The organism is Parabacteroides sp. AF19-14, assembly GCF_003635485.1.
GTDB lineage: Bacteria > Bacteroidota > Bacteroidia > Bacteroidales > Tannerellaceae > Parabacteroides > Parabacteroides distasonis.
In genome coordinates, this window is record NZ_QTMJ01000016.1 from 40,584 (window position 1) to 65,597 (window position 25,014).

The following is a 25,014-nucleotide window of genomic DNA, read 5'->3' on the forward strand; positions in this document are numbered from 1 at the left end:
GTTAGATTATATCTTTCATATTTAATACAAATATAATGATAATCTTATAATCACCTAAAGATTATGGTAGATTATTTTGATTTTGTAAGCATTCTTTATTCAATTATTAAGTATTTTTTTTATGAGCGAAGATCATGTAATAATTAGTAAGCCTGTCCGGGAGATAGCCGATCCTTTATTGGATCTAGTAGAGAAAACATATACTAGTTCTTTCCCTGAGGAAGAGCGTCGTGATTTCTCTTTGGTACGTAAGCTTTTGGAGGAAGATAGCCGTTTCGAGATGTATGCCTTGCTACGGGATGGTATTTATGTGGGTTTCATTACGGGATGGCAATTTGAGGGCTTTGTTTATGCGGAGCATTTCGCAATCGACGAGTCCGCTCGTAACGGAGGAATCGGAGCGAAAGCAATGACAAGTTTTTTAGCTCTCCACGAAGATCCGGTTGTCTTAGAGGTAGAGATGCCGACAGAGGAGATGAGTAAACGTAGAATCGGTTTTTATGAACGTCTGGGGTTTGTCTTGGATCACCATGTATATTTCCAACCTCCCTATCGTAAGGGAGAGGCATTTTTAGAAATGCGTTTGATGACTCATGGGAAACTTGATCTTGAGCAATCTTTTGAGCGAGTTAAGACCATTATTCACCAAAACGTTTATGGAGTGGAATAAAAAAGGGGCGGGAAATAAATCCCGCCCCTTTTTATAATGCTATATCTGAATAATTATTACTCTACACGTTGTGCTGCGGAATAACTAATCTTCAATGCGTATGCCTCACGAAGAGCCTGCTTGATATCGGTGATCGTTCCCATCTTGGTCTCTTTATCAGCCTTAATAGAAACTGTCATAAACGGCTGGTCCTCTTCTTTCATACTGGACTTTTCTTGTGCGATATAATCCTGAATTTCCGAAGTCTCTGCAAAAGCGTCATTCAACTGGATACGAGTCTCAGAACCCATCTTCGCTCTCAAATCTCTAGTCGGCTTACCTACATAGATAAATGTAACCAAAGATTTCTTCTCCAATTTTTGAAGCTCTGTAGCTTGTGGAGCATGGAACTCTACTTTCAATGTTACCTCACGCATAGATGTTACCATCATGATGAAGAACAAGAAAGCGAACACCAAGTCAGGTAATGATGATGTATTCAATTCGGGCATTTCACGACCGCCCGCTTTACTAAACTTTCCCATTACTTTTTACCTCCATAATTTTTAGGTTCAGCTTCTGATATCTTTTGCGGATAAATCTGCTGTACAGCTTTTTGTTGTTCTTCGTCCAAATCAGCGAAATTCTTCCCGAATTTTTCCTTAGAAACCTTATTTCTCAATTCGTTATAAGCAGCCGCGATTTCATTCTGCACATCGATATAAGCTTGGTATTCGGTACCACGGTCATTCTGTAAAGAAATTACGTGGTTCTTCGTTACCATCATCTTTCCGAAGAATGGAACATCAGCCTCAACACGTTCAGGCTTATGTTCGTCATTGTAAGGATTATCAATGAACTCTTTGATTCTTTCTTTCAATTGCTTGATATCGACAAATTGATCACCACAGAGAATCTGGTTATTACTGTTGATCAATACAACCAACAAGTTTCTCTTTTTGATGTCAACATCGGTATCGTTCTTCTGATCTTTAGGTACAGGGGGCGGCAAACGTCTTGCCAAACCTTTATCTGTATCCATTGATGTAGTAATAAGGAAGAAGATAAGCAACATGAAAGCGATATCGGCCGAAGAAGAACCATTGATACCCGGTGTCTTTCTTTTCTTACCCATTTCTTTCTTGTTTTATCAGTTCGTTATTACTATTATTTACCCATGATTCTCTTTACAGAACCCCAAACTACACATGCTACGATCAGAACCAAAAGTACGATTGTAGACATGATCCACATGTCTGTGATCTTTAACCAACCCGGAGTATTGTAAACTTGAGAGTCTGCGTTCAAGCCTGCTAAAGGAGTCGCGTCACCCATTGTATAGGTGATGAACAATACGGCTACGAAACAAACTAATACTACCAAAGACATGATAGCTGATTTAGCGTTAGTCTTCAGCAAAGTCAAGAATTGCCAAACCGCAAACAATACTGTACTGATGATTGTCACGAAGAACAATACAGAAGTCCAGTTAATCAATAACCCTGTATAGATGGGTTCTTTCATTTCTGCGGCAGGGTCAACGACTCCACCCGCATAAAACATACCCAGCACAATGATACTGATAATAGAACTTATCAGTAAAGTCCAACTGGATATTTTTCTTATTTTAGTAACTGCCATAATTCGTTATTATTTTTTGAATTTGACGTTGTATTTGATAACCAAGTCAAGCAAAGAGATAGAAGCATCTTCCATCTGGTTCAAAATAGCCTCCAATTTGCTTAACAAATAGTTATAGAATACCTGAAGAATCAAGGCTACGATCAAACCACCTACAGTAGTAATCAAGGCCACTTTCATACCACCTGCTACAACCGTCGGGCTGATATCACCAACTTGCTCGATTTTATCGAACGCCATGATCATACCTACTACAGTACCCAAGAATCCCAAAGACGGAGCCATTGCGATAAACAATGTGATCCAAGACATATTCTTTTCCAAAAGACCGCCTTGAACACCACCGTAAGAAACGATAGATTTCTCTACAACGTCAATACCTTGGTCAATTCTCATCAATCCTTGGTAAGCGATAGAAGCGATAGGGCCTCTTGTGTCGCGAGCGATAGCTTTAGCGCCTTCAACATCACCTTTGTCTAAAGCATCCTCAATACCTTTCAACAGTTTGCTGGAGTTTGTCTCAGCCAAGTTTAAGTAGATAATTCTCTCTAAGCAGAATGCCAAACCGAAAATCAAAGCGATAGCGACCAAACTCATGAAGTCGGCACCACCTTCGATAAACTTTGTCTTTAATGCTTGATACATACCTCCTTCAATTGCTGGAGCCGCATCCTGCGCGAATGCTACGGTAGAAGTTCCAAGGGCACATAAACCCAAGAATGCTTTTGCAAATAACTTTTTCATTGTGTGTTTAATTTTTAAGATTAATAATTCTCTTATTTGTTTTTATTTTATTGTTAATTAATTCATGGTATTCTCCACTGCGGAGAGAGCGGGATTCGAACCCGCGAAACCCTTTAGGGGTTTACACGCTTTCCAGGCGTGCCTCTTCAACCACTCGAGCATCTCTCCAATTATTCGCCTAGCTTCTTCTAAAACGACCGCAAAATACGAAAAAATTCCCATATGCAATCTTTTCAGTGCACAAATCTATAGTTTTTGCTTGACATATACACAATATCCGCGAAATAAATTTTGACTTCATTCGAAAAAAAGTGTCTATATGGGTTTATTTAGGCTTTTAAACAATTCTAATGTGTTTTTTCGAGTAGCGTTTACGGTTTCCTCTAGCGTGAGGCCGAATGTTTCCGCCACTTTCTCGGCCGTCTTCCATATGTAAGTAGGCTCATTCCGTCTACCTCTGTAGGGGACTGGTGAAAGATAGGGGGCATCTGTTTCCAAGAGTATCTTTTCAAGATCTGTTTGCCGGATGACTTCGGACAGTTTTGAATTTTTAAAGGTGACAACCCCGTTTATCCCGATCTTGAAGGTGGGCAGTTTCTTTATTTCTTCCAGCTCTTCCGTTGTGCCGGTAAAACTATGAAATACGCCCTTAAGTCTTTCCGCTCCGACTTTATGTATGCATTCCAGAACTTCCGGATATGCGTCACGGGTATGGATGGCTACGGGCAGGTTTAGATCGATGCTCCAACGCAGTTGTTCCTCGAAAACGATTTGTTGCTCCTTCAAATAAGTCTTATCCCAATATAGATCGATCCCGATTTCACCGATACCGCAATAAGTACGTTTAGATAGATAGGATTCCGTTTGTTTTAGGATATCGATATAATTGCTATCCACACTGGTCGGATGCAATCCCATCATGGGGAAAGCGAACTCTGGGTATCGATCGCATAAATCGTGCATTCTGTCAATCGTCGTCAGGTCTACGTTTGGCAGAAGCAGGGTGTCGATACCTGAGTCTTTTGCTTTTTGAGCCAGTTCGTCTTGCTCCGGATCGAAATCCTCCAGATATAAATGGCAATGTGTGTCTATTAAGCTCATGGATTAGGATTGTCTATGCATTAAATGATCACAAACCTCTTTTAGGATCGTTAATTTTTCGGGGGCGACTTGTAAAGCGTTTAAGTTCTCTACGGATGCGTCGTAATAGGCTTGGATTTTATTTTCTGTTAATTGTTTTAGCTGCAATTCGTTGTAGATAGAGGTGAATGCCTGTATCTTTTGAGCCGGGTCGAATTCTTTTTTATCCATCCAGCTACGGAGAGCTTCCGCTTGTTCTTTATTGGCCAGTCTGAGAGCGTTGATCAATAAGAATGTTTTCTTGTTGCAAAGGATATCGCCGCCAATGTTTTTCCCGAAAGTGGCGGTGTCACCATATACATCTAGTAAATCATCTTGCAGTTGAAACGCTAGACCTATATTGATACCAAACGCATATAAGTTGCCTGCGTCTTCCTGTGAGGCACCTCCGAGTAGGGCACCCGTCTTAAGGGAGCAGGCCAGTAGTACGGCTGTCTTTAGCCGGATCATCTCGATGTATTCTTCCTCGCTCACATCCATGCGAGACTCGAATTCCATGTCGAATTGTTGGCCGCCACATATTTCCGCCGCGGTTTGCGTAAATAAATCCAACACTTGTTTGAGGTGGCCGTGTTCCGTTGATCCGATTAATTGATAAGCCGCTATTAGCATCGCGTCTCCAGAAAGAATCGCCGTATTGGCATTCCATACCTTGTGTACGGTAGGTTTGTTCCTTCTTTTATCAGCTTCATCCATCAGGTCGTCGTGCAGCAAGGTGAAGTTATGGAAAACTTCCAGACCTAAAGCGGGCTTGATCGCATTCTCTATACTATTATTATATATATTACATGCCATCAACGTTAACGCCGGACGTATTCTTTTTCCTCCGAGGGACAAGATGTACTCTATCGGCTCGTATAAGCTCTTGGGAGGATTGGTGAATTGTAGTTGAGAGATCTCGCTTTCTATTCTTTGAAGTATATTCTCGAATGCTAACATAGCTGTATCAATTAATGGAGTTATGAAATAAAAAAAGGCTGCGAAAATGAAGCAGCCTTTTTGATATGTTTAATGTTATACTATTGCAATCTGAACGTGATAGGCACAGTATACTTAACACGTACTGGTTTACCTCTCTGCTTACCCGGAGTCCATTTAGGCATGGTACCGATCACACGAAGAGCCTCTTTGTCCAATGATGGGTCTACACCACGTAATACCTCAGCGTCTACTACTGATCCGTCTCGGTTAACCACGAATGCGCAGATTACACGACCTTGGATACCGTTTTCCTGTGCGATTACCGGATACTTGATTGATTTAGCGATAAACTTCAGCAATTCTGCGTCTCCACCGGGGAACTTCGGCATTTCTTCTACAACTGTAAAGATCTGTTGTGCGGACTCTTCTTCCTCTTCTACAACTGCGGGGGGAGTATAAACAGCCTCCTGCGCTGAGGTTTGGTCATCCTCTGATGATAAGATATCTTGCTGTTCCAATTCAACGTCGTCTTCAACAACGTTCAAAACCTCGGTTACAACTGGTGCTGGAGGTGGTGGAGGTGGAGGAGGCGTATTCTCCGGTCTCGTGATTTCCACTTCTTCCTCAGCGATGATGTCTGCTACACCCTCGCTAGCCTGAACGACCATTACATCGCGGGTACTCCATTCGAAGCCCACGAACAAGACAGCTAAGCCCACTATAAATCCCATAAGGATGCTTAGGGTCTTACCTTTCTCAAGGTCCGCTTTCGGTGATTTTTTAATTTCCATACGTTTATAATAATTTATAAGTGTTTTTCACTTCTGCAAAAATACAAATTATTTCATATATCAAACAAAAATGAGAGCGATTATATACCTTTTTGGCATTTTTCCCGTTTCTGTTAATGTGAAATCCGTATTTCTGAGATTTGCGGGTGTAAAGTAAAAACATTTTTCCGAATTAATGTATCTTTGAACGATTTTTTGCATGAAAATATGAGAAATAAACTATTTATACTGATTTTATTCGTTGTTACACTGTCTGTCTCAGCGCAAAACGGGAGCGAGGCGTATACTTTCTTACGTTTTCCGACCTCGACCCGGGCTAACGCCTTGGGTGGGCATACCGTGGCGTTGGTAGAAAGAGATCCTTCACTTATTTTCCATAATCCGGCGTTGCTAGGCGCGGAGATGGATGGGATGATCAACTTGAATTATATGAATTACATCTCGGATATCAACGTAGGGAGTGCCTTGTTCACGAAAGCGCATGGCGAGAAAGGGGCTTGGGGCGTAGGCGCTACGTTTATAAGCTATGGCGATATCCAGGAGGTGTTGCCGGATAATGTCGTGACCGGAGCGAGTCTTTCGGCGAAAGATATCAGCGTAAATGGTTTCTACTCCCGCGACTTGAGCGAGCGTTGGCGGGGTGGATTGTCGTTGAAGTTCTTGTATTCGGGCTTGGCTGATTATACCTCTATCGGTTTATGCGTGGATGCGGGATTGAGTTATTATAATTCGGATAAGGGTTTTTCTTTTGGTTTCGCCTTGAAGAATATCGGCGCGCAACTGAAAGCTTACGAGGATGAGCGACAAAAGATGCCTTGGGATATCCAGATGGGTATCACGCAGAAAATGGCGCATGCCCCGATTCGTTTTTCTTTGACGGCCCAATACTTGAACCGTTGGAAGTTCGATTATATCGATAATACGGATAAAGAGTATGACGGGGATTCTTTCGTTAAGACGTTGGCGAAGCATTTTATCATCGGCGTGGATTTTATCCCGTCCGAGAACTTTTGGGTGGGTGTAGGATTCAATCCGAAGGTCAATATGGATATGAAGTTGAAAGGCGGGGGAAGTTTCTCCGGCTTCTCGGCTGGCGCAGGCGTAAGGATCAAGATGTTTGATGTGGGCTTCTCGCTGGCGAAATATCATCCGTCCGCCATGTCGATGATGATTAGCGTATCTACGACCTTGGCCGATTTTAAGAAGGTGACAGAATAAACCTATACATTAATATATATATGAAGAAAATAGTTATCGCTATAGACGGGCACTCTTCCAGTGGCAAAAGTACCATGGCAAAAGATCTTGCCAAGGAGATCGGATATACGTATATCGATACGGGTGCCATGTATCGGGCCGTGACTTTGTATTGCATCCAGCATGGATTTTTTGAGGGAGAGAAGATTAAGGAGGAAGAGCTGAAGGCTTCTATCCATGATATCGATATTTCATTTCGTTTGAATGCGGAGACCGGCCGGCCAGATACCTATTTGAACGGTGTGAATGTAGAGAAAGAGATTCGTGGCATGGAAGTGGCGGATAAAGTGAGTCCGGTAGCCACTCTAGGCTTTGTGCGCCGTGCGTTGGTCGCTAAGCAACAAGAGATGGGGAAGGCGAAAGGCATCGTGATGGATGGCCGTGATATCGGTACGGTCGTATTCCCGGATGCGGAGTTGAAGCTTTTCGTGACGGCCTCGCCGGAGGTACGTGCCAAGCGCCGGGTCGATGAGCTGGAGGCGAAGGGGATCCCCGCTTCTTACGAGGAAGTGCTGGAGAATGTGAAGAAGCGGGATTATATAGATTCAAACCGGGAAGAAAGTCCTTTGAGACAGGCGGATGATGCCTTGGTGCTGGATAATTCCCATATGACCTTGGACGAGCAAAAGGCTTGGTTGCTAGAACAATATCATAAAGCGATCGGTTCATAAACGAGTGCTTGGAGTTTCCTGTAAAGAAAACTTTTGTCTCTTCGAATGAAAACTATAGTTTCGTTACTAGGAAACAAAAGTTTCTCTTAGGGAAAACTCTAGTTTTGTTATGAAGAAACTTTAGTTTCTTGTGATTGAAAATTAAGAAAACTGTAAGTGCTTGTTTGTTAATGATATTATAGATATGATAGAAGTCGAGATAGATAAAGATTCCGGATTCTGCTTTGGGGTTGTTACCGCCATAGAAAGCGCGGAGCGGGAGCTGGGTAATACGGATACGCTGTATTGCCTAGGCGATATCGTTCATAACAGTTTGGAGGTGGAGCGGTTGGAGCATATGGGGCTGCATACGATCGATCATGATGGCCTTTCAAAGTTGAGAGACCGGAAGGTGTTGCTCCGGGCGCATGGCGAGCCACCTTCTACCTATTCTTTAGCGAAGCGAAACAATATCACGATTATAGACGCTACTTGCCCGGTTGTCTTGCGTTTGCAGCGCAAGATCCATAAATGTTATCAAGAGACCCGGGCGAATAACACCCAGTTGGTTATCTATGGAAAGAAAGGCCATGCGGAGGTGAATGGCTTGGTGGGGCAGACGGAAGGTACGGCGATTGTTATCGAGAAAATAGAAGACCTCGATCGTCTGGACTTTACCCGTGCGATCAGTCTGTTTTCCCAAACCACGAAGTCCTTGGATGGATTCAAGGCGGTAGTGGCTGAGATCAAGCAGCGGATGGCGGAAGGGGTGGAGTTTAATTATTACGATACGATTTGCCGTCAGGTGGCGAATCGTCTTCCGAATATAAAAGCGTTCGCCTCCAGCCACGATTGGGTCTATTTTGTGGCCGGTCGTAAAAGTTCCAACGGAAAGATGCTGTTCGAGGAGTGCCGGAAAGCGAACCCGAATACGCTTTTTATTTCCGAGGTATCAGAGATTACCGAGCCTTTGCCCGAGGGCGTGCGCCGGGTCGGGGTTTGCGGCGCTACATCCACTCCCAAGTGGTTGATGGAGGAAGTGGCGGTCCGGATCAAGGAACTGAATGCTTCGGAATGATATTTTGATTAAAATTACGTGAACTTTCCGGGAGAAAGACAGAAGGATAACTAAATATTTACTACTTTTGCCGGAGAACATTAAAATCAATGACGCTATGTCTACAGTAAAGTGTGTTGGTATTTTAACGTCCGGAGGTGATGCCCCGGGAATGAATGCCGCTATTCGTGCGGTAACACGTTCCGCTATTTATAACGGAATGAGAGTGAAAGGTATTTACCGTGGTTACAAAGGGTTGATCCTAGATGAGATTGAAGAGTTTAAGACACAAAATGTCAGTAATATAATTCAGCGCGGTGGAACAATTCTTAAGACCGCCCGTTGCGTGGAGTTCAAGACTCCCGAGGGACGAAAACAGGCCTATGATAAGTTGCAAGAGCATGGGATCGATGCCTTGATCGCTATCGGTGGTGACGGAACGTTGACGGGAGCGCGTATTTTCGCTCAGGAGTTTAATTTCCCGATCGTAGGATTGCCGGGTACGATTGATAATGACTTGTATGGCACGGATACGACGATCGGTTATGATACGGCCTTGAACACGATCATGGAATGCGTGGATAAGATCCGTGATACCGCTACCTCGCATGATCGTCTGTTCTTTGTGGAGGTTATGGGGCGCGATGCGGGTTTCTTGGCGTTGAACGGAGCGATCGCTTCTGGCGCCGAAGCCGCTATTATCCCGGAAATCTCCTTGGAGAAAGACCAATTGGCCGAGATGATCGAGAATGGATTCCGTAAGTCCAAGAACAGTAGTATCGTATTGGTTGCCGAAAGTGAGGTAACCGGTGGCGCTATGGGTGTCGCTGAGCGTGTGAAGAAGGAATATCCGCAGTTCGATGTGCGTGTCTCTATTTTAGGTCACTTGCAGCGTGGTGGTTCTCCTACGGCACAAGACCGGATCTTGGCGACTCGTATGGGTGTGGCCGCGATCGATGCCTTGTTGGATGATCAACGTAACGTGATGATGGGTATCCAGAACGACCAGATCGTTTATGTACCGTTCTCTAAAGCGATCAAGAATGATAAGCCTATTAACCGGGATTTGTTGAACACGCTCCGTGTTTCTTCAATCTAAATAAGGCATATATTTATACGAATAGGAACCCGGATGTAGCGATTGCGTACATCCGGGTTTTTATTTGAAGAACCTGATATCATGAAGAAGTATAGCGGCGTGGCCTTGAATGTAATCGTATTTGTCTTTCTGTTTATCTTCTTGAGGATATTCAGTGAGTACCACTTTTACTGTGTCGAGCAGAACCAGTTATTCCAGTTGACTCCCATTTTTATTATCGATAAGTTAATGCAACCGGGAGGTTTAGCGATGGTTCTTTCCGGTTGTTTGGTGCAGTTCTTCATTCTCCCGAATGTGGGAGCTATGATAACGGCGGCCCTGCTGACAAGCCTAGGGGCCTTGTTCTGGGCGATCTTGAGGCGGATCGATCCGCGAAGCCATGGTATTTTATGGGCTTGGCTTCCCGTCCTATCCTTGTTGTTTGTGCAATGGGATTTTAATTACAGGTTTCAAGGAACGGTAGCCTTCGGTATGATGCTGCTTGCTTTATATCTCGTTTTAGGGATAAGGAATTTCATACCTCGTTTGATAGCAAGTCTGTTTGCCTCCCTGTTACTCTTTGGGTTGGCCGGGCCGGTCTCTTTGTTGTTTGCCTTGTCCATGATGGGATACGAGGCCATGAGCCGGACGCCCCGTTGGTATTATTCCGCGATTTTACCGATGATCGTGTTGATCTTGGGTGGATTATGTGTGCGTTACTCGGTGATCGGAGAATACCGCTTTGTCTTTTTACCGGATAGTTATTATTATTTCCGTTTGGTGCCGGATAAGGTAATTTATTTCTCATGGATCGCTTTCTATGCGGCGCTGGTTGTAACCTGCCTCTGTAAAAACAAGGAATCATGGGCTGGTAAAAAGCGTCTAGCGCTGGGAATCTCCCAATTCATTATCTTAGGGCTTATCTTCTGGAAAGGCTTCGATCTATATGGCGAACAGAAATCATACCGCTTGAAGATGATGGACTATTTTACCCGGACAGAGCAATGGGACCGGATCTTGGTATCATGCAAGGAGCCGACCACTAATCAACTCTATTTATGTTACCAAAATATGGCTTTGGCTCGGAAAGGTATTCTGGCGGATGAGGCGTTTAAGTACACGCAGCACGGGCCTCGTGGATTAATGGTGGCATGGAATAAATCGACTACCATATCCGCCTTGCTGAGTGATGTTTATTTTACGATGGGAAATGTCGCTGCGGCTCAAGAGATGGCTTTCGAAAGTAATATTGGTGCCTTATGTGATGGAAATCCCCGCATGACGCAACGTTTGGTACAAACGAACTTGATTTATGGAGCCTATCCGGTCGCGGAGAAATATATCGCTGTCTTAGAGAATACTTTCTATTATAAGGATTGGGCCAAAGCGCAGCGGAAATTCCTGTATAATGATGAGGCGGTCGAGACAGATCCTCTATTGGGGAATATGCGCAGGAACCTGCTAGCTGAGAATCATCTGATCCAGATGGATGGATTCGACACGGACTTGATTCGCTTGGCGGAGCAGAATCCTTCCAATAAAGCCGCTTTCCACTATGCCGGCGTATTCTATCTTTTAGCAAAAGATGTGACGCGCTTTAAGACGTTGGTGGAAACCTATTACGGAACGGATTTACTCCCTTCTTTACCGGTCTCTTTTCAAGAGGCGGTCATCATCCTATCGGAGAAAGATCCGGATTACTGGAAACGTTTCGGTGTTTCGGAATCTATCGTAGGGCGATTCACCGATTATAAGAGGCAAGTGCTCGCTGGGCGGAATAATAGTAATGCGCTGCCCGGTTTGATGTATCGCTCTTATGGCGATACGTATTGGTATTATTATATGTTTAAATAGGAGATGAGAAAAATGTATATAATAAGATGTATATGTCTGTGGATGATTCTGGGCTTGATGGCTTGTTCCGGTCCGGTACGTATACAGAAGAATCTGGAAGTCAAGCCGGAGATCTTTCCGGATTATGCGGATGTGACAATCCCGCCGAATATAGCTCCCTTGAATTTTAAGCTGAAAGACGCTTGCGCTGAGGCCCGTGCCATTCTCGAATGTGGCCCGGAGAAATTAGAGATCAAGACCGGGAAAGACGCTTGTTTCGTGATCCCGGCCTCCGGTTGGAAAAGGCTGTTGCGTATCGCTTCCGGGAATCATCTGAATGTAACCGTACAAGCCTTCGTGAATGATGAATGGATCGCGTATGCCCCCTTCATCATCAAGGTGGCGAAGGAGCCGGTCGATGGTTGGTTGGCTTATCGTTTAATCGAACCGGGCTATGAGTTGTGGAACCGTATGGGTATCTATCAACGTAACTTGGAAAATTATACGGAGAACGCGATCATCGAAAATAAGATGAGCGGCAATAACTGTATGAACTGCCATTCTTTCTGTATGCAGAATCCGGAGAAAATGCTTTTCCATATGCGTGAGACCTATTCTTGTACCTTATTGATCGATGGAGATAGGGTGGAGAAGCTGAATACGAAGACCGATCAGACCCTTTCTCCACTGGTCTATCCTTCTTGGCATCCTTCCGGAAAATATGTCGCTTTCTCTGTGAATAAAACCAAGCAAGCGTTTCATATGAACGATAGGAATCGGGTGGAGGTATTCGACTCGGCTTCGGATGTGGTCGTCTATGATACGCAAAAGCATGAGATCGTGACTTCTCCGCTGTTGTCTTCAGAGGGAGCGTTCGAGACTTTCCCTACATTTTCCCCGGATGGAAATACGCTCTATTTCTGTTCGGCTAAAGCCCGTACGATGCCCAAGGAATACGATCAAGTGAGATACGATCTATGCTCAGTCTCGTTCGATCCCGCTACACGCCGTTTCGGGACGGTAGTCGATACTTTATATAAGGCATCGGAGATCGATAAAAGCGTTTCTTTTCCCCGGGTTTCCCCGGATGGAAAGTATTTGCTCTATACCTTGTCCGGTTATGGGAATTTCTCTATTTGGCATAAGGATGCCGATTTGTACATGATTGATTTATCGACTCTGCGAAGTTATCCATTGGAGGCGGCGAATAGCGACGATGTGGAAAGCTATCATTCATGGAGTAGCGATAGCCGTTGGATCGTGTTTAGCAGCCGGCGGATGGATGGTTTGTATACAAGACCGTTTATCGCTTATATCGATGAGAAAGGACAGGCTTGCAAACCTTTCCTGTTACCTCAGAAGGATACGGATTTTTATTTTCGTTTTATGAAATCCTACAATATACCTGAATTCATCACAGGAGAGGTAAAGAGACAAGGGCGTGCGTTGGCCGTGAAAGCGAAAGAAGACAAAGGAGTCGATGTAAGGTTCAAGTAAAAAAGAGTGTCGCATGATCAGATCGTGCGACACTCTTGTGCTTTTATACCTATTTCGTAGCGATATTATCCAAGAACAGATCGATCATCCGTTTGGCTGCCACGAAAGAGCTGATCTCGTTGTTCAAGACTTGTTTCTCCGTCTGTTCCAGCATGCCTTCTACCGCCGGGTTATGGTAGAACTTATCCCGCAGCGTGTCGTTGATGCTTTCGTACATCCAGTATTTAGCTTGCTCGTTACGTTTATAGTTGAAGTAGCCATTCTTTTTGGTGAACTCCATATACTCTCCGACCATATCCCATATTTCCTTGATACCTATGTTGTAATAACCGGAATAAGTCAATACTTTCGGGAACCAACCTGATTCCGAAGGTGGGAAAAGATGCAAGGCGTTCCGGAACTGAGCGGCGGCGAGATTCGCCTTATCGATATTGTCTCCATCCGCTTTATTGATAATAATACCGTCCGCCATTTCCATGATACCTCGCTTGATACCCTGCAACTCATCTCCGGTACCGGCCAATTGAATCAACAGGAAGAAGTCCACCATAGAATGTACGGCCGTCTCGCTTTGTCCGACACCCACGGTCTCTACGAATACGGTGTCGAAACCGGCGGCCTCGCATAATACGATCGTCTCACGGGTCTTACGGGCGACCCCCCCTAAGGAGCCTGCGGATGGTGAAGGACGGATAAAGGCGTTTTTCTCTCTCGACAAGGCCTCCATACGAGTCTTATCTCCTAGGATACTACCTTTCGAGCGTTCGCTACTCGGGTCGATCGCTAGTACGGCAAGCTTACGCCCTTGGTTGATCAAGTGCATGCCGAAAGAGTCGATAGAGGTACTCTTTCCCGCTCCGGGAACACCCGTAATACCGATACGGACCGATTTTCCGGCGAAAGGCAAACATTTCTCGATAATCTCCTGCGCCACCTGTTGGTGCTCATGCTTAGAGCTTTCCACCAAGGTAACCGCTTGACTGAGTATCGTGATATTCCCTTTTAAGATACCTTCCACGAATTCGGAAGGCGTATATACCTTGCGTTGGACACGCTTTTTTATATAAGGATTTACGGTAGGGACATCCGCAATGCCCTTATTCACTTTCAATCCCTTGTACTGATCATCGTTTTCTGGATGTTCCATATCAATCTATTATTTGTATGCCGTCACCTTGATCAAGCGAATAGGCCCGTTCGGGTCGTTGCATACGACATTAATAAGTGCTTCAAGTTTTGTCTTTATCTCTTTCGGTCGCAAGGTTACTTTGAAAGTAGCGGTCGCTCCCGGTTTAAGTTCTTTCTTGCCGCCGGACAAATCGACACGCTCATCATCACAAGTGACGCTGTAGATCGTGAGCGGAGTCTTTCCGGCATTCGTAATCTCAAATGTACCCGATACCTTACCACCGATCAACGGAACGATGTTTTTCTTGTTCGGTAGCTTGCCGAATTCCAGTAAAGTGCCGGATAATTCCGCTATTGGGGCTTGGGCTTTATCCGCAGCGGATAGTTTGCTGAAATTATCGATCACGTTGGCGGAGATCTGGATCTCTCCGGATACTTCCTTCTTTCCGGCGCTCTGTACCATGATCGGCAAAAGCGTAGAGACTCGTCCTTTCCGCTTCAGGACCTTGGCGTCCATAAGGATCGTAATGGCACCGACCTCGTCCGGTTGAAGGGTAGCCGGGTTCACCTGTACGTTGAGATAGTGAGGTACTTTACCCAGATGAATCGTAGCCGAGGTCTTTCCCTCGTTCTTAATGTTGATCTTCTCGCCCAACGTTTCCTCCGGACGGATACTGCTGAATAGAACAGTCTTCGTATGCAGCTTCAGATCACCGATAGAATAAGGATACGTAAAGACCGGCTGCGAAGGTTTCGGGGTGACATTTCCCTTAATGGCTAGACTGTAACTCCCTTTCTTTCCATTGCTGAATATCGATACGGTTTTATAAAACGGGCCGGGGCGTCCTTTCGGATTATACGTTATCTTAACTTCACCGGTCTTACCGGGAGCGATCGGCGACTTGGTCCATTCAGGCCGTGTACAACCGCATGACGCGGTAACACGGGTGATGACCAAAGGGGCATCTCCCGTATTCTTTATCGTGAAAGTATGACTGGCGAATCCATCGGCCTCGGCTATTGTCCCGAAATTATAAGTCAACTCGTCCGACAAGATTTGGGCGCCTTGTTGTGCCCAAGCTGTCGTTATAGATATAATTGCTGTAAGAGCAAGGATCAACCTTTTTATATTCAGCATTTCAATTGGGGGTTTTTTACGTATTTCTTATTCAACCTCTCCCCGGATGTTCATGATGAAGCTTCCGGTTTTCCCGTTACTGTATACGGAAATGGTCTTCGTGAAAGGACCCGGACGTCCTGCCGGATCGAAAGTAACCTTGATCTGGGCTTTCTTACCCGGAGCTACCGGTTCTTTCGGCCATTCCGGGGTCGTACATCCGCAAGACGCGATTACACGTGTAATGACTAGAGGCATATCGCCCGTATTGGATACTTCAAACGTATGGGATACTTTTCCGTCTGCTTCCTTGATGGTACCAAAATCGAAACTGGTTGTTTCCGCGGAAATAACTGCTTTCTTCTGAGCTGAAGCCATTCCTGTCGCTAACAGGATCGCCATGAAAATAAAAACTATTTGTTTCATCTTATCGTTTAGTTTTAATTCGAATTACAAAGATAGTCATTTCAATTGAAAGTTGAGAATTGAAAATTGAAAATTAGAGGAAGATAACGCTTCTTGCGATGCCTATTCTTACCTTCTTACGGTGCCCATTCTAACCTCCTTATACTGGGCATTGTAAGGAGGTTAGAACGGGCATTGTAAGAAAAGGCTTGTTTAGGGCATGATCCGCAAGCTTTCTCCGGCGGTGTGCGACACGAATTCCGGGGCGTACATACATTGAATCGTACTGATACCTCCGGCGTATTCGCCGCTACGGGATACGTAGACCGGATATTCCAAGACAAACGTACCTTCCGGCAGACGATTGATGAAGAAATTCTCGGATACGTCTTTCGGGGATCTGTAATACCAGATACCGTCTCTTGATTCCGGGCCGGAAAGTTGATCGGCCGGTTCGAAGCAGCCCGCACGTAGATCTTTCAAGAATACGTAATTCATTTCACGGTCTGTCCGGATCGTTAGCCGAACGATTACCTTGTCTCCGATGCGGAGCGGCTGCTCCGGCGTTACGGGACGGATTTGGCAGTTGGTACCGTTATTGGTCTCGACGAATAATTTCTTCTCGACACTCAACACCCCTTTTTGTCCTTTTACCTTGTCGATCTCTTGGAAGTATTGCTCGTAAACAGCTCCCCATGCCGGAGTGTTTCCTTCCTTGCGGATCGAGAGCACGGGGTTGGCGGAACTATTTGCCGGCTCGTTCGGAAGTATCGTTTTGAGGTAACCGGTAGCGATTTCCCCTTCCGCTGTACTATAGGTCTTGCCGTCCCATGTCGCTACACAGGTGTTTTGCGTGTTCAGCCAATCGCTACCTGTGAGTAGCAAGGCGTAAATGGCGTTTACCGTGGCGGGTACGGATTCCCAGTTTTGTGTACGTTTCTGGTTTAGCAACCATTGTTTCATCCGGTTTGTATGCTGGGTATCCGGCGCGATTTCGTTAAAGACGGACATTAATAAGCAATGCGTGTCGATCGGTGAGGTGAAATAATCACTCCCCCTGCGGTTGTTTGCCCAATACATACCTTTCTCCTCGGAGATCGTAGCGGTCTTCTTTAGCCATGTCAGGATTGCTGTCGCCACCTCCTTTTTACCGTTTCGATGCATTAACAAGGCGATTTCGCCCTTGCTGATTAAGGAATATTGATTCCAGTGCTTCTCCGCTTGGTTCGTATAGAAACGGATCGCTTCCCGGGCGTCTCCCAGTTCCGGGATATCCCGGTAGGAGCTGCGGACGAATAAGAACTCTACCTGCTCCGGCGAGGGCCATGCGTTTTGCCATTTCTTATCGTATTTCAGCAAGTTCTCATAATCCGTTTGCATACTTTTGTCCAAGAACTTGAGGGCCTTCATTTGCATCTCTTTCTCCGCTTGCCCATATTGGATTGCGTTTAGCTGTACAAGCTGTGACATACCTTTCAGGATAGAAAGCGTGATCGCACGGCTTGCGGGGAAACCTTTGAACCAGCTCCATCCACCCTCTTCGTTCTGTTGTTGGATCAGTTGTTGCAAGGCCGCTTCCCGTAATCCGTCCGCACGGTTTAGGTCGAACAATAAAGACAAGCGTTGTTTTTGCTCTGTCTCGTTATCGGCGGCCAGTACCCAAGGCGTCTCTTCCAAGAGTATGTTCTTCAGCTCTTGGTTCTTTTCCAAGTTTGAATAGAGGGTAGAGGCATTCCCTCCTTGGGCGGTCCATTGGCTGATCACTTTCCGGATGCGGGGATGGGCTTGGGCGATATAGGAAGCCAACGTATTGCTGTAATAAGCGGCAAACCAAGATAAGATATTATCATTGTTCGGCTGTGTGATCGTCGGTAATGCCTGTACCGCGTACCAAATCGGATTCCCGGTCATCTCCAGCGTGAGACGGAATGGTGTCGCTCCCTCCGAGTTCCCGGAGATACGGATTTGTTTCTCTCCTTCCTTGAGCAAATAGAACGGGGTACTTTCCGTGATAAGCAATTGATTGGAAAGAACCGGTACGATCTGCTGCTCCCCGTCGCTTCCCTTTTCAGAGTCGGCTAGGATACGTACGCCCAGCAGGCTGATCTGTTTGGGGACCGGGATTATCCAGCTTACAGTAGCGATGCTATCCGGTTGCAACTCAAACGGACGTTGTGACTTGCTCAAGCAGATAATCGGTTGGTCTGTAGCGGGATCGAATAGTTCGATGCGTACACGGCCGGATACCGCTTCCTTGGAATTGTTGATGACTTGCGTGCTGATGCTGACCTCATCCCCTTGGCGGACGAAACGAGGCAGATTCGGTAAAACCATCAAAGGCTTGCTGCTGATGACCTCTTTCGTTAACAGACCGTATTTCAGGTCTTGGGTGTTGGCCAATAGCTGTAGTTTCCAAGTCGTATTACTTTCCGGCAGGGTGAAATTTACGAATATGTCTCCTTCCTCGTTCGTTTGTAAGGTCGGGTAGAAGAAGGCGGTTTCCGCGAAGTTCTGCCGGATTTGCTCCGGACTTACCGGCTGGCTGCTCTCTTTGGCGAAAGGATCGGATAGGCTGAACACGGGTTCCCCTTCCGTAGATTCCACACTAGGCTCTTCTAACACGGCGCTGTCTTCCATGATGTTCATGGATTCCGCCACTACTGGGGCTGCCGCGGATTTCAACATGATACCTCCCGTGGCGAAAGCCCGGTTGCTGGAGCCGTATCCTCGTATGACAATCTCATTGAATAGACCGAACCAATTTAAACGGTCATACTGATATTGAGGTACTTTTATATACTTGGCCTCTGTCTGGTCATATTGATAACTACGCTGGAATCCGGCTCCGGTTGAGAAACGGGGAGCTTGTAGCAGGATCGTTCGCTGCGGGGAGAAATACCAATTGAACGGTATGATTTTATCTAGTGAGGCATCGTACATGCTGGCCAGTACCTCGGCGGATACGATCGTGGAGTCCGCGTCGGTGATACGGAATTTCCAGCTCTCTTTACTTCCCGGAAGTAAACGATCCCGGAAAGTTATCGGCTTGATGGTCAACTGCCGGTTGGGTAGCTGAAGCTCTACGGGTACTTGGGTAATATAAAGTTCACCCTCTTTTACGAACGTAAAGGATACGATGATTCCCTCTCCATATTCCGGCTTGAACGGGATCTTAAACCGATGGTTCGCGTCGCTTAGCTTTATCAACTCGTGATGGATGCGGTTATTTCCGGCAAACCATTCATAGAGTACGTAGGCGTCCTTGTCGGAGGTGCCGAATACGATCTCCGCTTCCTCCCCGGGTAAACAAGTTGTCTTCTCTTTCAGCAGCCAAGTATGGGTTAATACGGGAGGACGCTTGTCGTTCTTTCCGTATAGGATGAAATCGGACTGGTTTTTACTGGGTCGTCCTTGGCTATCTTTGGCTTCTACTAAAATGCGATAACGTCCGGAGGGCAATGGGTTGAAAATAGCCGGACTGATCTCCTTGCCACTGGTAAAGCTACCGGAAGCTACTTGCTTGCCTTCTTGATAGCTCTCTCCGCTATTCTTATCGGATCGGTTCGCGATCAGTTCTACGATCTTGAAAGTACCGGAGGTGGAAACCATCTCCCCATTGATTGTCCGGGCTTCGACTACGGCTTTTACCGAGTCTTTCTCGATTTGTGGCGGTAGGTTCGTGAATAAGACGATACTGGATTCTCCTACCGAGAAGGTGTAATTCGCCTCTTGGGTCTCTCCCTTGCTATCGGTTACGGTAGCCGATACCTCGTAGGTCTGGTATGCGGAAGCGTATGGATTCGTATCCTCCTCTTTTTGGGGACGGAAAGATACGCTAAATGTCCCATCGCCGGAAAGGGTGGTACTCCCTTCCGCAACTTGTGTCGGAGCGCTCGGACGGAAATACCTCCACAACAGGAAGGGCCTGCGTGTAATACGCCAAGTGACATCTCCGCTGGGCAGCGACACGCCGGAGAATGTAGCCGCCTTGCCTTGTATGGTTACGGAATCGCCGAAAGCGATATCGCCCTTGATCGGGAGGAAGTACGCTTGGAAAGTCGGACGTTTGTATTCCTCTACATGAATATATACGCTCATCTGTCCGGTACTTAACCGGAAGACACCGCTTAGGGTCTGTTTGGGGAGGGAGAACTCTCCGTTAAAGGAACCGAACTCATTGGTCGTGACTTTCTTCTGGGCTATCTCTTTCCCGTTAGCGTCGTATAAAGTCACCGTAAAAGGCTGTCCGGCCACGGCATGCGGGTCGTTCGCGTCTTTTACATAGGCGAGGCCTTTGAAGAAAATGGTTTGTCCCGGACGGTAAAGCCCACGGTCCGTAAAGATTGAGACTTCTACCGGGTTCTTTTCCGGTTTGTGGCCGGAACCCATCGGATAGATATTTGTCAACATAGCGTTGGTATCTCCTGGTCTGCTGGCTTGGAACGCCAATACTTGACTGTTCGCCGGAAGCGTGGCCAAGCCTTCCCGGTCTGTCTTGACGGTACCCAGTTCTTGCAAGCTACGACGCTGACCTCCGTAATAAGTAACGATAGCCCCATCAACAGGCTTCCCGCTAAGATAGTCGGTAACCATGACCTCTTGTTTATTACCGGAAAGATTACGATAGATCGCGGCCAATCGGGTTACGCTAACCGTATTGATCGTCTTTAGCTGTTGTCCGGGTACGGTTACGACACATTCATACAATCCCGGTTGATCCATAGATATATGTAAGGTCGTATCTTGCTGCGAATAGCTGTTGGGCAGTAGCAAAGAGAATGTCTTCTCATTTACGAGTTGTCCCAAGGTGCTGCTACTTGATTTTTTTGCGGATGTATGGGCTGCCGCTTGTAAAGGTGTTTTCGAGCTTCGATAGATTTGTACGATGACTTTCTGTACATTCTTATATTCCAGCTTGATCCCCAGTTGCTGTCCCGGATAAACCGTATTGTTTGTAGATGCGGATAAAGTAGGTTGTTCCAATTGCGCCAAGCGATTCTTTAAGATAGCCGTGCGAGGGTAACCGGAATACCGCTTGATACCCTCCTCGCATAGTTTCACCTCTTCCGCTTTGATAGAATCCCATTGGGTAGAGACGTAACGAAACATACCGCCGCTAACCAAATCCAATTTGGCGATTAAGATCTCGGCGGCATAGTTTTGAGAAGCTAAGTTCCTGTAAAGCTCATCCAATGCGTTCATGTAAGCCACGAAAGACTCTTTATCCCTTTTATCCCCGTAAAGGAATCGTAGGTAATCCAATTCCGTAAGGAGGACCGATTTCATATTCGGCTCCTTATTTTGAAAGGCGATCAAGTCTTTATAGATCTGTACGGTCGGTTGGATGTCCAGTGCCCGGAAGGCAAGGAACTCATAGAGGGTCGGACGCAGGGTTTGCGAGTCCTTTCCGATCTCCAGAATATCCTTGAACTTGCTGACAGGCGTATTTTGCAATAAGGCCGTAGGTCGCAATGATAAATCGATCTCTTCCTTGATCTTATTCGTGAATAAGTTGGAAGTCCATACCCGGATATCCTCCGGGATATAACCGCTTAATTGAGTACGTTGGTTGATTGTCCACTGGTTCCGTTGGTAGTAGCTCTGATACATCTCCGCCAGCATGGAATGTAATACCGCCACGGAAGCCGAGTCGGCTAGGCTGTTGGTGTAATTCTCCACCTCCTTGATCAGTTCCGGGAACTGATCATCGTTTACCTCCATCTGTTCTTTCATTTTAAGGATAAGATTCTTGATCACCATAGGGGTATTCTTGTCGTTTATCGCTTGCGTGATAACAGAACTTGTTTGTTGAGGCTGGGCGGCCCGGCTATACATAATAACCGCCGAGATGCCGCAAAGTATCAGGGCAGATAAAATAATTGCTCTTATCTTCATATCTTTTGGGTTTTATAAGTTTAACAATAAACCTTTCCTATATAGATACAAAGAAAGAGCAAAAAGTTGTAAAACGTACGTTAATGTTTACTTTTTACGCACATAAGTGATGTAGGTGTAGGGGTAAGGATTCTTCTCGTCTGCGGGATGTTCCTCACGTTCAGTCTCTTCCCAAAGGTCCCAGTTTACGACGGGAAAGAACGAGGTCGCGTCGGGAAACTCATGATGGATGCGGGTAATATACATCTTGTCGGCTATTCTCAAAGCCTGTCTGTATACCAACGCGCCGCCGATAATGAATATCTCGTCCTCTTTCTCACATAAATCCAGAGCGGCCCCCATAGACTCGCAAGCGAAACAATTCACGAAACCAGCCTCGGGCATAGTCGTCAATACGACATTCTTCCGATTGGGCAGTGGCGCTACAGGGAGAGACTCGAATGTCTTACGTCCCATGATTACCGCATGTCCCGTGGTTAATTCCTTGAAACGCTTCATGTCTGAAGGCATGTGACATAATAATTGCTGATTCTTTCCGATCGCGCTTTTATCTGCGATTGCTGCGATGATAGAAATTGTACTCATAGACTTATTGATTTATGATTTGTAATTTATGATTTATGAATTAACTGTCAACTGTCCATCGTCAACTGCCAATTCTCAGACGGCCACTTCTCCCTTGATGTGGGGATGCGGGTCGTATCCGGTCAAATTGAAATCCTCGAACTTAAAATCGAAGATGCTCTTTACGTCTGGGTTGATCTCCATACGTGGCAACGCACGTGGCTCACGTGTCAATTGTAACTTAACTTGCTCCAAATGGTTGCTGTAGATATGGGCGTCTCCCAACGTATGAACAAAATCTCCCGCTTTAAGGCCGGTAGCTTGTGCCATCATTTGTAATAACAAGGCATAGGAGGCAATGTTGAACGGAACGCCAAGGAAAATATCCGCGCTACGTTGATACAATTGTAGGCTCAACCGTCCGTTCGCCACGTAAAACTGGAAGAAAGCGTGGCAAGGAGGCAGGTTCATGTTGTCTAAGTCCGCCACGTTCCATGCGCTTACAATGATTCGTCGTGAATCCGGGTTATGCTTGATCGTCTCCACGGCCTCGGTGATCTGGTCGATAGATCCTCCTTTATAATCCGGCCATGACCGCCATTGGTAACCGTATATATGCCCAAGGCTACCATCCGCGTCGGCCCACTCGTTCCAGATGCGTACGCCATGATCTTGCAGATATTTTACGTTGGTATCTCCATTCAGGAACCATAACAATTCGTAGATGATAGACTTCAGATGCAGCTTCTTGGTAGTGAGTAGCGGGAATCCCTCTTCCAGATTGAACCGCATCTGATGACCGAATACGCTGATCGTTCCCGTACCCGTCCGGTCTTCTTTTCTAACTCCCTCGGTAAGCACTCTATTGAGCAGCTCTAAATATTGTTTCATTACTCACTTATTACAATAGTGTGCAAATGTACAAAAGTGAATCGTATTATACTAGAATAACGGGTCAAAATATGAAATCGGTTGAGGATTCAAACGGTTTCTTCATGTATCCTTGGCTGTTTCTTCGGGAGGTATTAGGGGATTTGTATGAAGGTCTAGCTTATTTATCAGCTGTTGGATGATCATCTAACAGCTGTTGCATGATCTTCCAACGGCTGTTGCATGATCATCTACCAATTGGTAGATGATAAAGATGTCAGGAGGAAGGGTGTAGTACTTCGAGTAGAAATCGGTAAGGATTCCCGAGAAAATGCGTAAGGATATTGGACCTCATGTGGATAGAATGCGTATCTTTGCCCGAAGAATAACATTTATTAATTTTAAAGGAAAGAGATGAAAAAACTTTGTTTTGCGGTCATGGCAATGTGTATGTTATTGTCATGCGGAGGTAAGAATGAGAAGGGGGCGGCTACGGAAGAGGCCACTCTTTCTGGTTTGATGAAGTCGGATTTTGTATCTGAGGTAGATGGAAAGCCGACTGCTTTGTATGTGTTGAAGAATAAGAAAGGGGCTGAGGCTTGCGTAACGAATTGGGGCGGACGCTTGGTTTCCGTGATGGTGCCTGATAAGAACGGTAAGATGACGGATGTTGTGCTTGGGTATGATAATATCGCTCAGTATGTAGCTTTTCCGGATAATAACTATGGTGGTTTGATCGGACGTTATGGCAACCGTATCGCAAATGGTAAGTTTACGTTGGACGGAACGGAGTATCAACTTCCGCAGAATAATAACGGGCATTGCTTGCATGGAGGTCCGAAAGGATATCATGCGGTAGTTTGGGACGCGAAACAGATCGATGACCAAACCTTGGAGTTGACTTATCTATCGAAAGACGGTGAGGCAGGTTTCCCCGGTAATCTGGATATCAAGGTGATCTATAAGTTGACGGATGATAACGCCGTTGATATTAAGTACGAGGCGACGACGGATAAACCTACTGTCGTGAATTTGACGAACCATAGTTATTTTAATCTTTCCGGTGTTCCCGGCTCGCAAATCATGGATCATACGATCATGATCGACGCGGATACATATAATCCGGTGGACGAGACTTTGATCCCGACCGGTATCGAACCCGTGGAAGGCACGCCGATGGATCTTCGCAAACCGGTAGTGGTAGGCGCTGATATCGACAATCCGTTTACGCAATTGGTTTACGGTGGTGGTTACGATCATAACTGGATCTTGAACGCCGCCGGCGATATCAATAAGGTAGCCGCTAAAGTTGTATCTCCGGTAAGCGGTATCGTTATGGAAGTTTACACCAACGAGCCGGGTCTTCAATTCTATGCCGGTAACTCAATGACGAAAGCTGGTGATAAAGGCAAGTTAGGTGTGGTTTACCCGCATCGTGGCGCCCTATGTCTGGAGACTCAACATTACCCGGATAGCCCGAACCAGCCGGCATTCCCGAGCGTAGTGCTTCGTCCGGGCGAGAAATATACGAGTGAGTGTATTTATAAGTTCTCGGTAGAGTAAATAAGGAAGAAAGTTCCGGATTTGGAAATATCCACATAATGGTGAGGCGTATATACATAAATAGGATGTATATGCGCCTCTCTTTTTTACTCACGGAAGCATCTTGTTTATAGTGGAAGAATTTATCGCTAGAGAGTATACGCTATCTTTTCCCAATAGATTTTAAAAGAGAAAAATAAATCCATATGATGTATGAGAAAAAGCGTTATATTTG

21 protein-coding genes and 1 tRNA gene are annotated in these 25,014 nt (G+C 45.8%); 8 read left to right on the plus strand and 14 right to left on the minus strand.

The features are described 5' to 3' along the window. Nucleotides 1-121 precede the first annotated feature (121 nt). Nucleotides 122-670 (plus strand): GNAT family N-acetyltransferase, encoded by a 549-nt coding sequence (locus DWX33_RS15605; RefSeq protein ID WP_005867926.1) that lies wholly within the window; start codon nucleotides 122-124, stop codon nucleotides 668-670. A 56-nt stretch (nucleotides 671-726) separates the two neighbouring features. Here the strand turns inward: DWX33_RS15605 and DWX33_RS15610 are convergent, their stop codons facing one another. The 8 genes from DWX33_RS15610 to DWX33_RS15645 form a co-directional block, all read right to left on the minus strand. Next, nucleotides 727-1,194, minus strand: coding sequence for a biopolymer transporter ExbD (locus DWX33_RS15610; protein WP_005867927.1), 468 nt, complete (start codon nucleotides 1,192-1,194; stop codon nucleotides 727-729). Then, entirely contained in the window at nucleotides 1,194-1,784 is a 591-nt protein-coding gene (locus tag DWX33_RS15615; protein WP_005858924.1) for a biopolymer transporter ExbD, read from the minus strand. Before DWX33_RS15615 ends, DWX33_RS15610 begins: the two co-directional genes overlap by 1 nt. Nucleotides 1,785-1,816: 32 nt before the next feature. Further along, complete coding sequence (locus DWX33_RS15620) at nucleotides 1,817-2,290, minus strand: hypothetical protein (RefSeq protein ID WP_005867928.1); 474 nt, start codon at nucleotides 2,288-2,290, stop codon at nucleotides 1,817-1,819. 9 nt (nucleotides 2,291-2,299) lie between these two features. Then, a complete protein-coding gene (locus DWX33_RS15625; RefSeq protein ID WP_005867929.1) occupies nucleotides 2,300-3,034 on the minus strand; it encodes a MotA/TolQ/ExbB proton channel family protein in 735 nt (244 codons plus the stop codon). Nucleotides 3,035-3,114: 80 nt separating this feature from the next. After that, nucleotides 3,115-3,202: transfer RNA gene (locus DWX33_RS15630), tRNA-Ser, on the minus strand. 147 nt (nucleotides 3,203-3,349) lie between these two features. Beyond that, the gene (locus DWX33_RS15635; RefSeq protein WP_048928151.1) at nucleotides 3,350-4,135 is read right to left on the minus strand and encodes a TatD family hydrolase; all 786 of its coding nucleotides are present in this window, start codon (nucleotides 4,133-4,135) and stop codon (nucleotides 3,350-3,352) included. A gap of 3 nt (nucleotides 4,136-4,138) precedes the next feature. Next, the gene (locus tag DWX33_RS15640; protein WP_122380647.1) at nucleotides 4,139-5,113 is read right to left on the minus strand and encodes a polyprenyl synthetase family protein; all 975 of its coding nucleotides are present in this window, start codon (nucleotides 5,111-5,113) and stop codon (nucleotides 4,139-4,141) included. An 80-nt stretch (nucleotides 5,114-5,193) separates the two neighbouring features. Continuing rightward, nucleotides 5,194-5,886: an energy transducer TonB gene (locus DWX33_RS15645; RefSeq protein ID WP_122380648.1), complete on the minus strand. Its 693-nt coding sequence runs from the start codon at nucleotides 5,884-5,886 to the stop codon at nucleotides 5,194-5,196. 207 nt (nucleotides 5,887-6,093) lie between these two features. On the opposite strand from DWX33_RS15645, the gene porQ reads away from it, so the two are divergent. The 6 genes from porQ (at nucleotide 6,094) to DWX33_RS15675 (ending at nucleotide 13,258) form a co-directional block, all read left to right on the plus strand. Next, complete coding sequence (porQ, locus tag DWX33_RS15650; RefSeq protein ID WP_008772632.1) at nucleotides 6,094-7,104, plus strand: type IX secretion system protein PorQ; 1,011 nt, start codon at nucleotides 6,094-6,096, stop codon at nucleotides 7,102-7,104. A gap of 20 nt (nucleotides 7,105-7,124) precedes the next feature. Next, nucleotides 7,125-7,814 carry a (d)CMP kinase gene (gene cmk / locus DWX33_RS15655; protein ID WP_122380649.1) on the plus strand — a complete coding sequence of 230 codons (690 nt, stop codon included), beginning with the start codon at nucleotides 7,125-7,127 and terminating at the stop codon, nucleotides 7,812-7,814. Between the two features lie 184 nt (nucleotides 7,815-7,998). Continuing rightward, on the plus strand, nucleotides 7,999-8,871 hold the full coding sequence (locus DWX33_RS15660) for a 4-hydroxy-3-methylbut-2-enyl diphosphate reductase (protein WP_005867938.1): 873 nt from the start codon (nucleotides 7,999-8,001) through the stop codon (nucleotides 8,869-8,871). Nucleotides 8,872-8,968: 97 nt separating this feature from the next. Continuing rightward, entirely contained in the window at nucleotides 8,969-9,949 is a 981-nt protein-coding gene (pfkA, locus tag DWX33_RS15665) for a 6-phosphofructokinase (protein WP_005858904.1), read from the plus strand. Between the two features lie 81 nt (nucleotides 9,950-10,030). Beyond that, nucleotides 10,031-11,782 carry a DUF6057 family protein gene (locus DWX33_RS15670; protein ID WP_005867939.1) on the plus strand — a complete coding sequence of 584 codons (1,752 nt, stop codon included), beginning with the start codon at nucleotides 10,031-10,033 and terminating at the stop codon, nucleotides 11,780-11,782. A gap of 3 nt (nucleotides 11,783-11,785) precedes the next feature. Beyond that, on the plus strand, nucleotides 11,786-13,258 hold the full coding sequence (locus DWX33_RS15675) for a PD40 domain-containing protein (RefSeq protein ID WP_122380650.1): 1,473 nt from the start codon (nucleotides 11,786-11,788) through the stop codon (nucleotides 13,256-13,258). Between the two features lie 49 nt (nucleotides 13,259-13,307). On the opposite strand, the gene meaB is transcribed toward DWX33_RS15675, so the two are convergent. The 6 genes from meaB to DWX33_RS15705 form a co-directional block, all read right to left on the minus strand. Then, nucleotides 13,308-14,405, minus strand: coding sequence for a methylmalonyl Co-A mutase-associated GTPase MeaB (gene meaB, locus DWX33_RS15680; RefSeq protein ID WP_122380651.1), 1,098 nt, complete (start codon nucleotides 14,403-14,405; stop codon nucleotides 13,308-13,310). Nucleotides 14,406-14,414: 9 nt separating this feature from the next. Then, nucleotides 14,415-15,524: a DUF1573 domain-containing protein gene (locus DWX33_RS15685; RefSeq protein WP_008772628.1), complete on the minus strand. Its 1,110-nt coding sequence runs from the start codon at nucleotides 15,522-15,524 to the stop codon at nucleotides 14,415-14,417. Between the two features lie 27 nt (nucleotides 15,525-15,551). Further along, complete coding sequence (locus DWX33_RS15690) at nucleotides 15,552-15,929, minus strand: DUF1573 domain-containing protein (protein WP_005858893.1); 378 nt, start codon at nucleotides 15,927-15,929, stop codon at nucleotides 15,552-15,554. Between the two features lie 192 nt (nucleotides 15,930-16,121). After that, nucleotides 16,122-21,803 carry an alpha-2-macroglobulin gene (locus tag DWX33_RS15695; protein ID WP_122380652.1) on the minus strand — a complete coding sequence of 1,894 codons (5,682 nt, stop codon included), beginning with the start codon at nucleotides 21,801-21,803 and terminating at the stop codon, nucleotides 16,122-16,124. Between the two features lie 87 nt (nucleotides 21,804-21,890). Then, entirely contained in the window at nucleotides 21,891-22,388 is a 498-nt protein-coding gene (locus tag DWX33_RS15700; protein WP_057326591.1) for a dihydrofolate reductase, read from the minus strand. 75 nt (nucleotides 22,389-22,463) lie between these two features. Then, a complete protein-coding gene (locus tag DWX33_RS15705) occupies nucleotides 22,464-23,258 on the minus strand; it encodes a thymidylate synthase (RefSeq protein ID WP_005858887.1) in 795 nt (264 codons plus the stop codon). Between the two features lie 393 nt (nucleotides 23,259-23,651). Between DWX33_RS15705 and DWX33_RS15710 the strand changes: the two genes are divergently transcribed. After that, complete coding sequence (locus DWX33_RS15710) at nucleotides 23,652-24,800, plus strand: aldose epimerase family protein (RefSeq protein WP_122380653.1); 1,149 nt, start codon at nucleotides 23,652-23,654, stop codon at nucleotides 24,798-24,800. The last annotated feature ends 214 nt before the right edge of the window (nucleotides 24,801-25,014 follow it).

Excerpts from the sequence above, each read along its gene's own strand:
- DWX33_RS15645 (WP_122380648.1), bottom strand. The coding sequence starts at position 5,886 with ATGGAAATTAAAAAATCACCGAAAGCGGACCTTGAGAAAGGTAAGACC.
- DWX33_RS15670 (WP_005867939.1), top strand. The coding sequence starts at position 10,031 with ATGAAGAAGTATAGCGGCGTGGCCTTGAATGTAATCGTATTTGTCTTT.
- DWX33_RS15620 (WP_005867928.1), bottom strand. The coding sequence starts at position 2,290 with ATGGCAGTTACTAAAATAAGAAAAATATCCAGTTGGACTTTACTGATA.
- DWX33_RS15710 (WP_122380653.1), top strand. The coding sequence starts at position 23,652 with ATGAAAAAACTTTGTTTTGCGGTCATGGCAATGTGTATGTTATTGTCA.
- DWX33_RS15695 (WP_122380652.1), bottom strand. The coding sequence starts at position 21,803 with ATGAAGATAAGAGCAATTATTTTATCTGCCCTGATACTTTGCGGCATC.
- DWX33_RS15675 (WP_122380650.1), top strand. The coding sequence starts at position 11,786 with ATGAGAAAAATGTATATAATAAGATGTATATGTCTGTGGATGATTCTG.
- DWX33_RS15635 (WP_048928151.1), bottom strand. The coding sequence starts at position 4,135 with ATGAGCTTAATAGACACACATTGCCATTTATATCTGGAGGATTTCGAT.
- DWX33_RS15690 (WP_005858893.1), bottom strand. The coding sequence starts at position 15,929 with ATGAAACAAATAGTTTTTATTTTCATGGCGATCCTGTTAGCGACAGGA.
- DWX33_RS15685 (WP_008772628.1), bottom strand. The coding sequence starts at position 15,524 with ATGCTGAATATAAAAAGGTTGATCCTTGCTCTTACAGCAATTATATCT.
- DWX33_RS15660 (WP_005867938.1), top strand. The coding sequence starts at position 7,999 with ATGATAGAAGTCGAGATAGATAAAGATTCCGGATTCTGCTTTGGGGTT.
- porQ (WP_008772632.1), top strand. The coding sequence starts at position 6,094 with ATGAGAAATAAACTATTTATACTGATTTTATTCGTTGTTACACTGTCT.
- DWX33_RS15625 (WP_005867929.1), bottom strand. The coding sequence starts at position 3,034 with ATGAAAAAGTTATTTGCAAAAGCATTCTTGGGTTTATGTGCCCTTGGA.
- pfkA (WP_005858904.1), top strand. The coding sequence starts at position 8,969 with ATGTCTACAGTAAAGTGTGTTGGTATTTTAACGTCCGGAGGTGATGCC.
- DWX33_RS15615 (WP_005858924.1), bottom strand. The coding sequence starts at position 1,784 with ATGGGTAAGAAAAGAAAGACACCGGGTATCAATGGTTCTTCTTCGGCC.
- cmk (WP_122380649.1), top strand. The coding sequence starts at position 7,125 with ATGAAGAAAATAGTTATCGCTATAGACGGGCACTCTTCCAGTGGCAAA.
- DWX33_RS15605 (WP_005867926.1), top strand. The coding sequence starts at position 122 with ATGAGCGAAGATCATGTAATAATTAGTAAGCCTGTCCGGGAGATAGCC.
- DWX33_RS15705 (WP_005858887.1), bottom strand. The coding sequence starts at position 23,258 with ATGAAACAATATTTAGAGCTGCTCAATAGAGTGCTTACCGAGGGAGTT.
- DWX33_RS15610 (WP_005867927.1), bottom strand. The coding sequence starts at position 1,194 with ATGGGAAAGTTTAGTAAAGCGGGCGGTCGTGAAATGCCCGAATTGAAT.
- DWX33_RS15640 (WP_122380647.1), bottom strand. The coding sequence starts at position 5,113 with ATGTTAGCATTCGAGAATATACTTCAAAGAATAGAAAGCGAGATCTCT.
- DWX33_RS15700 (WP_057326591.1), bottom strand. The coding sequence starts at position 22,388 with ATGAGTACAATTTCTATCATCGCAGCAATCGCAGATAAAAGCGCGATC.
- meaB (WP_122380651.1), bottom strand. The coding sequence starts at position 14,405 with ATGGAACATCCAGAAAACGATGATCAGTACAAGGGATTGAAAGTGAAT.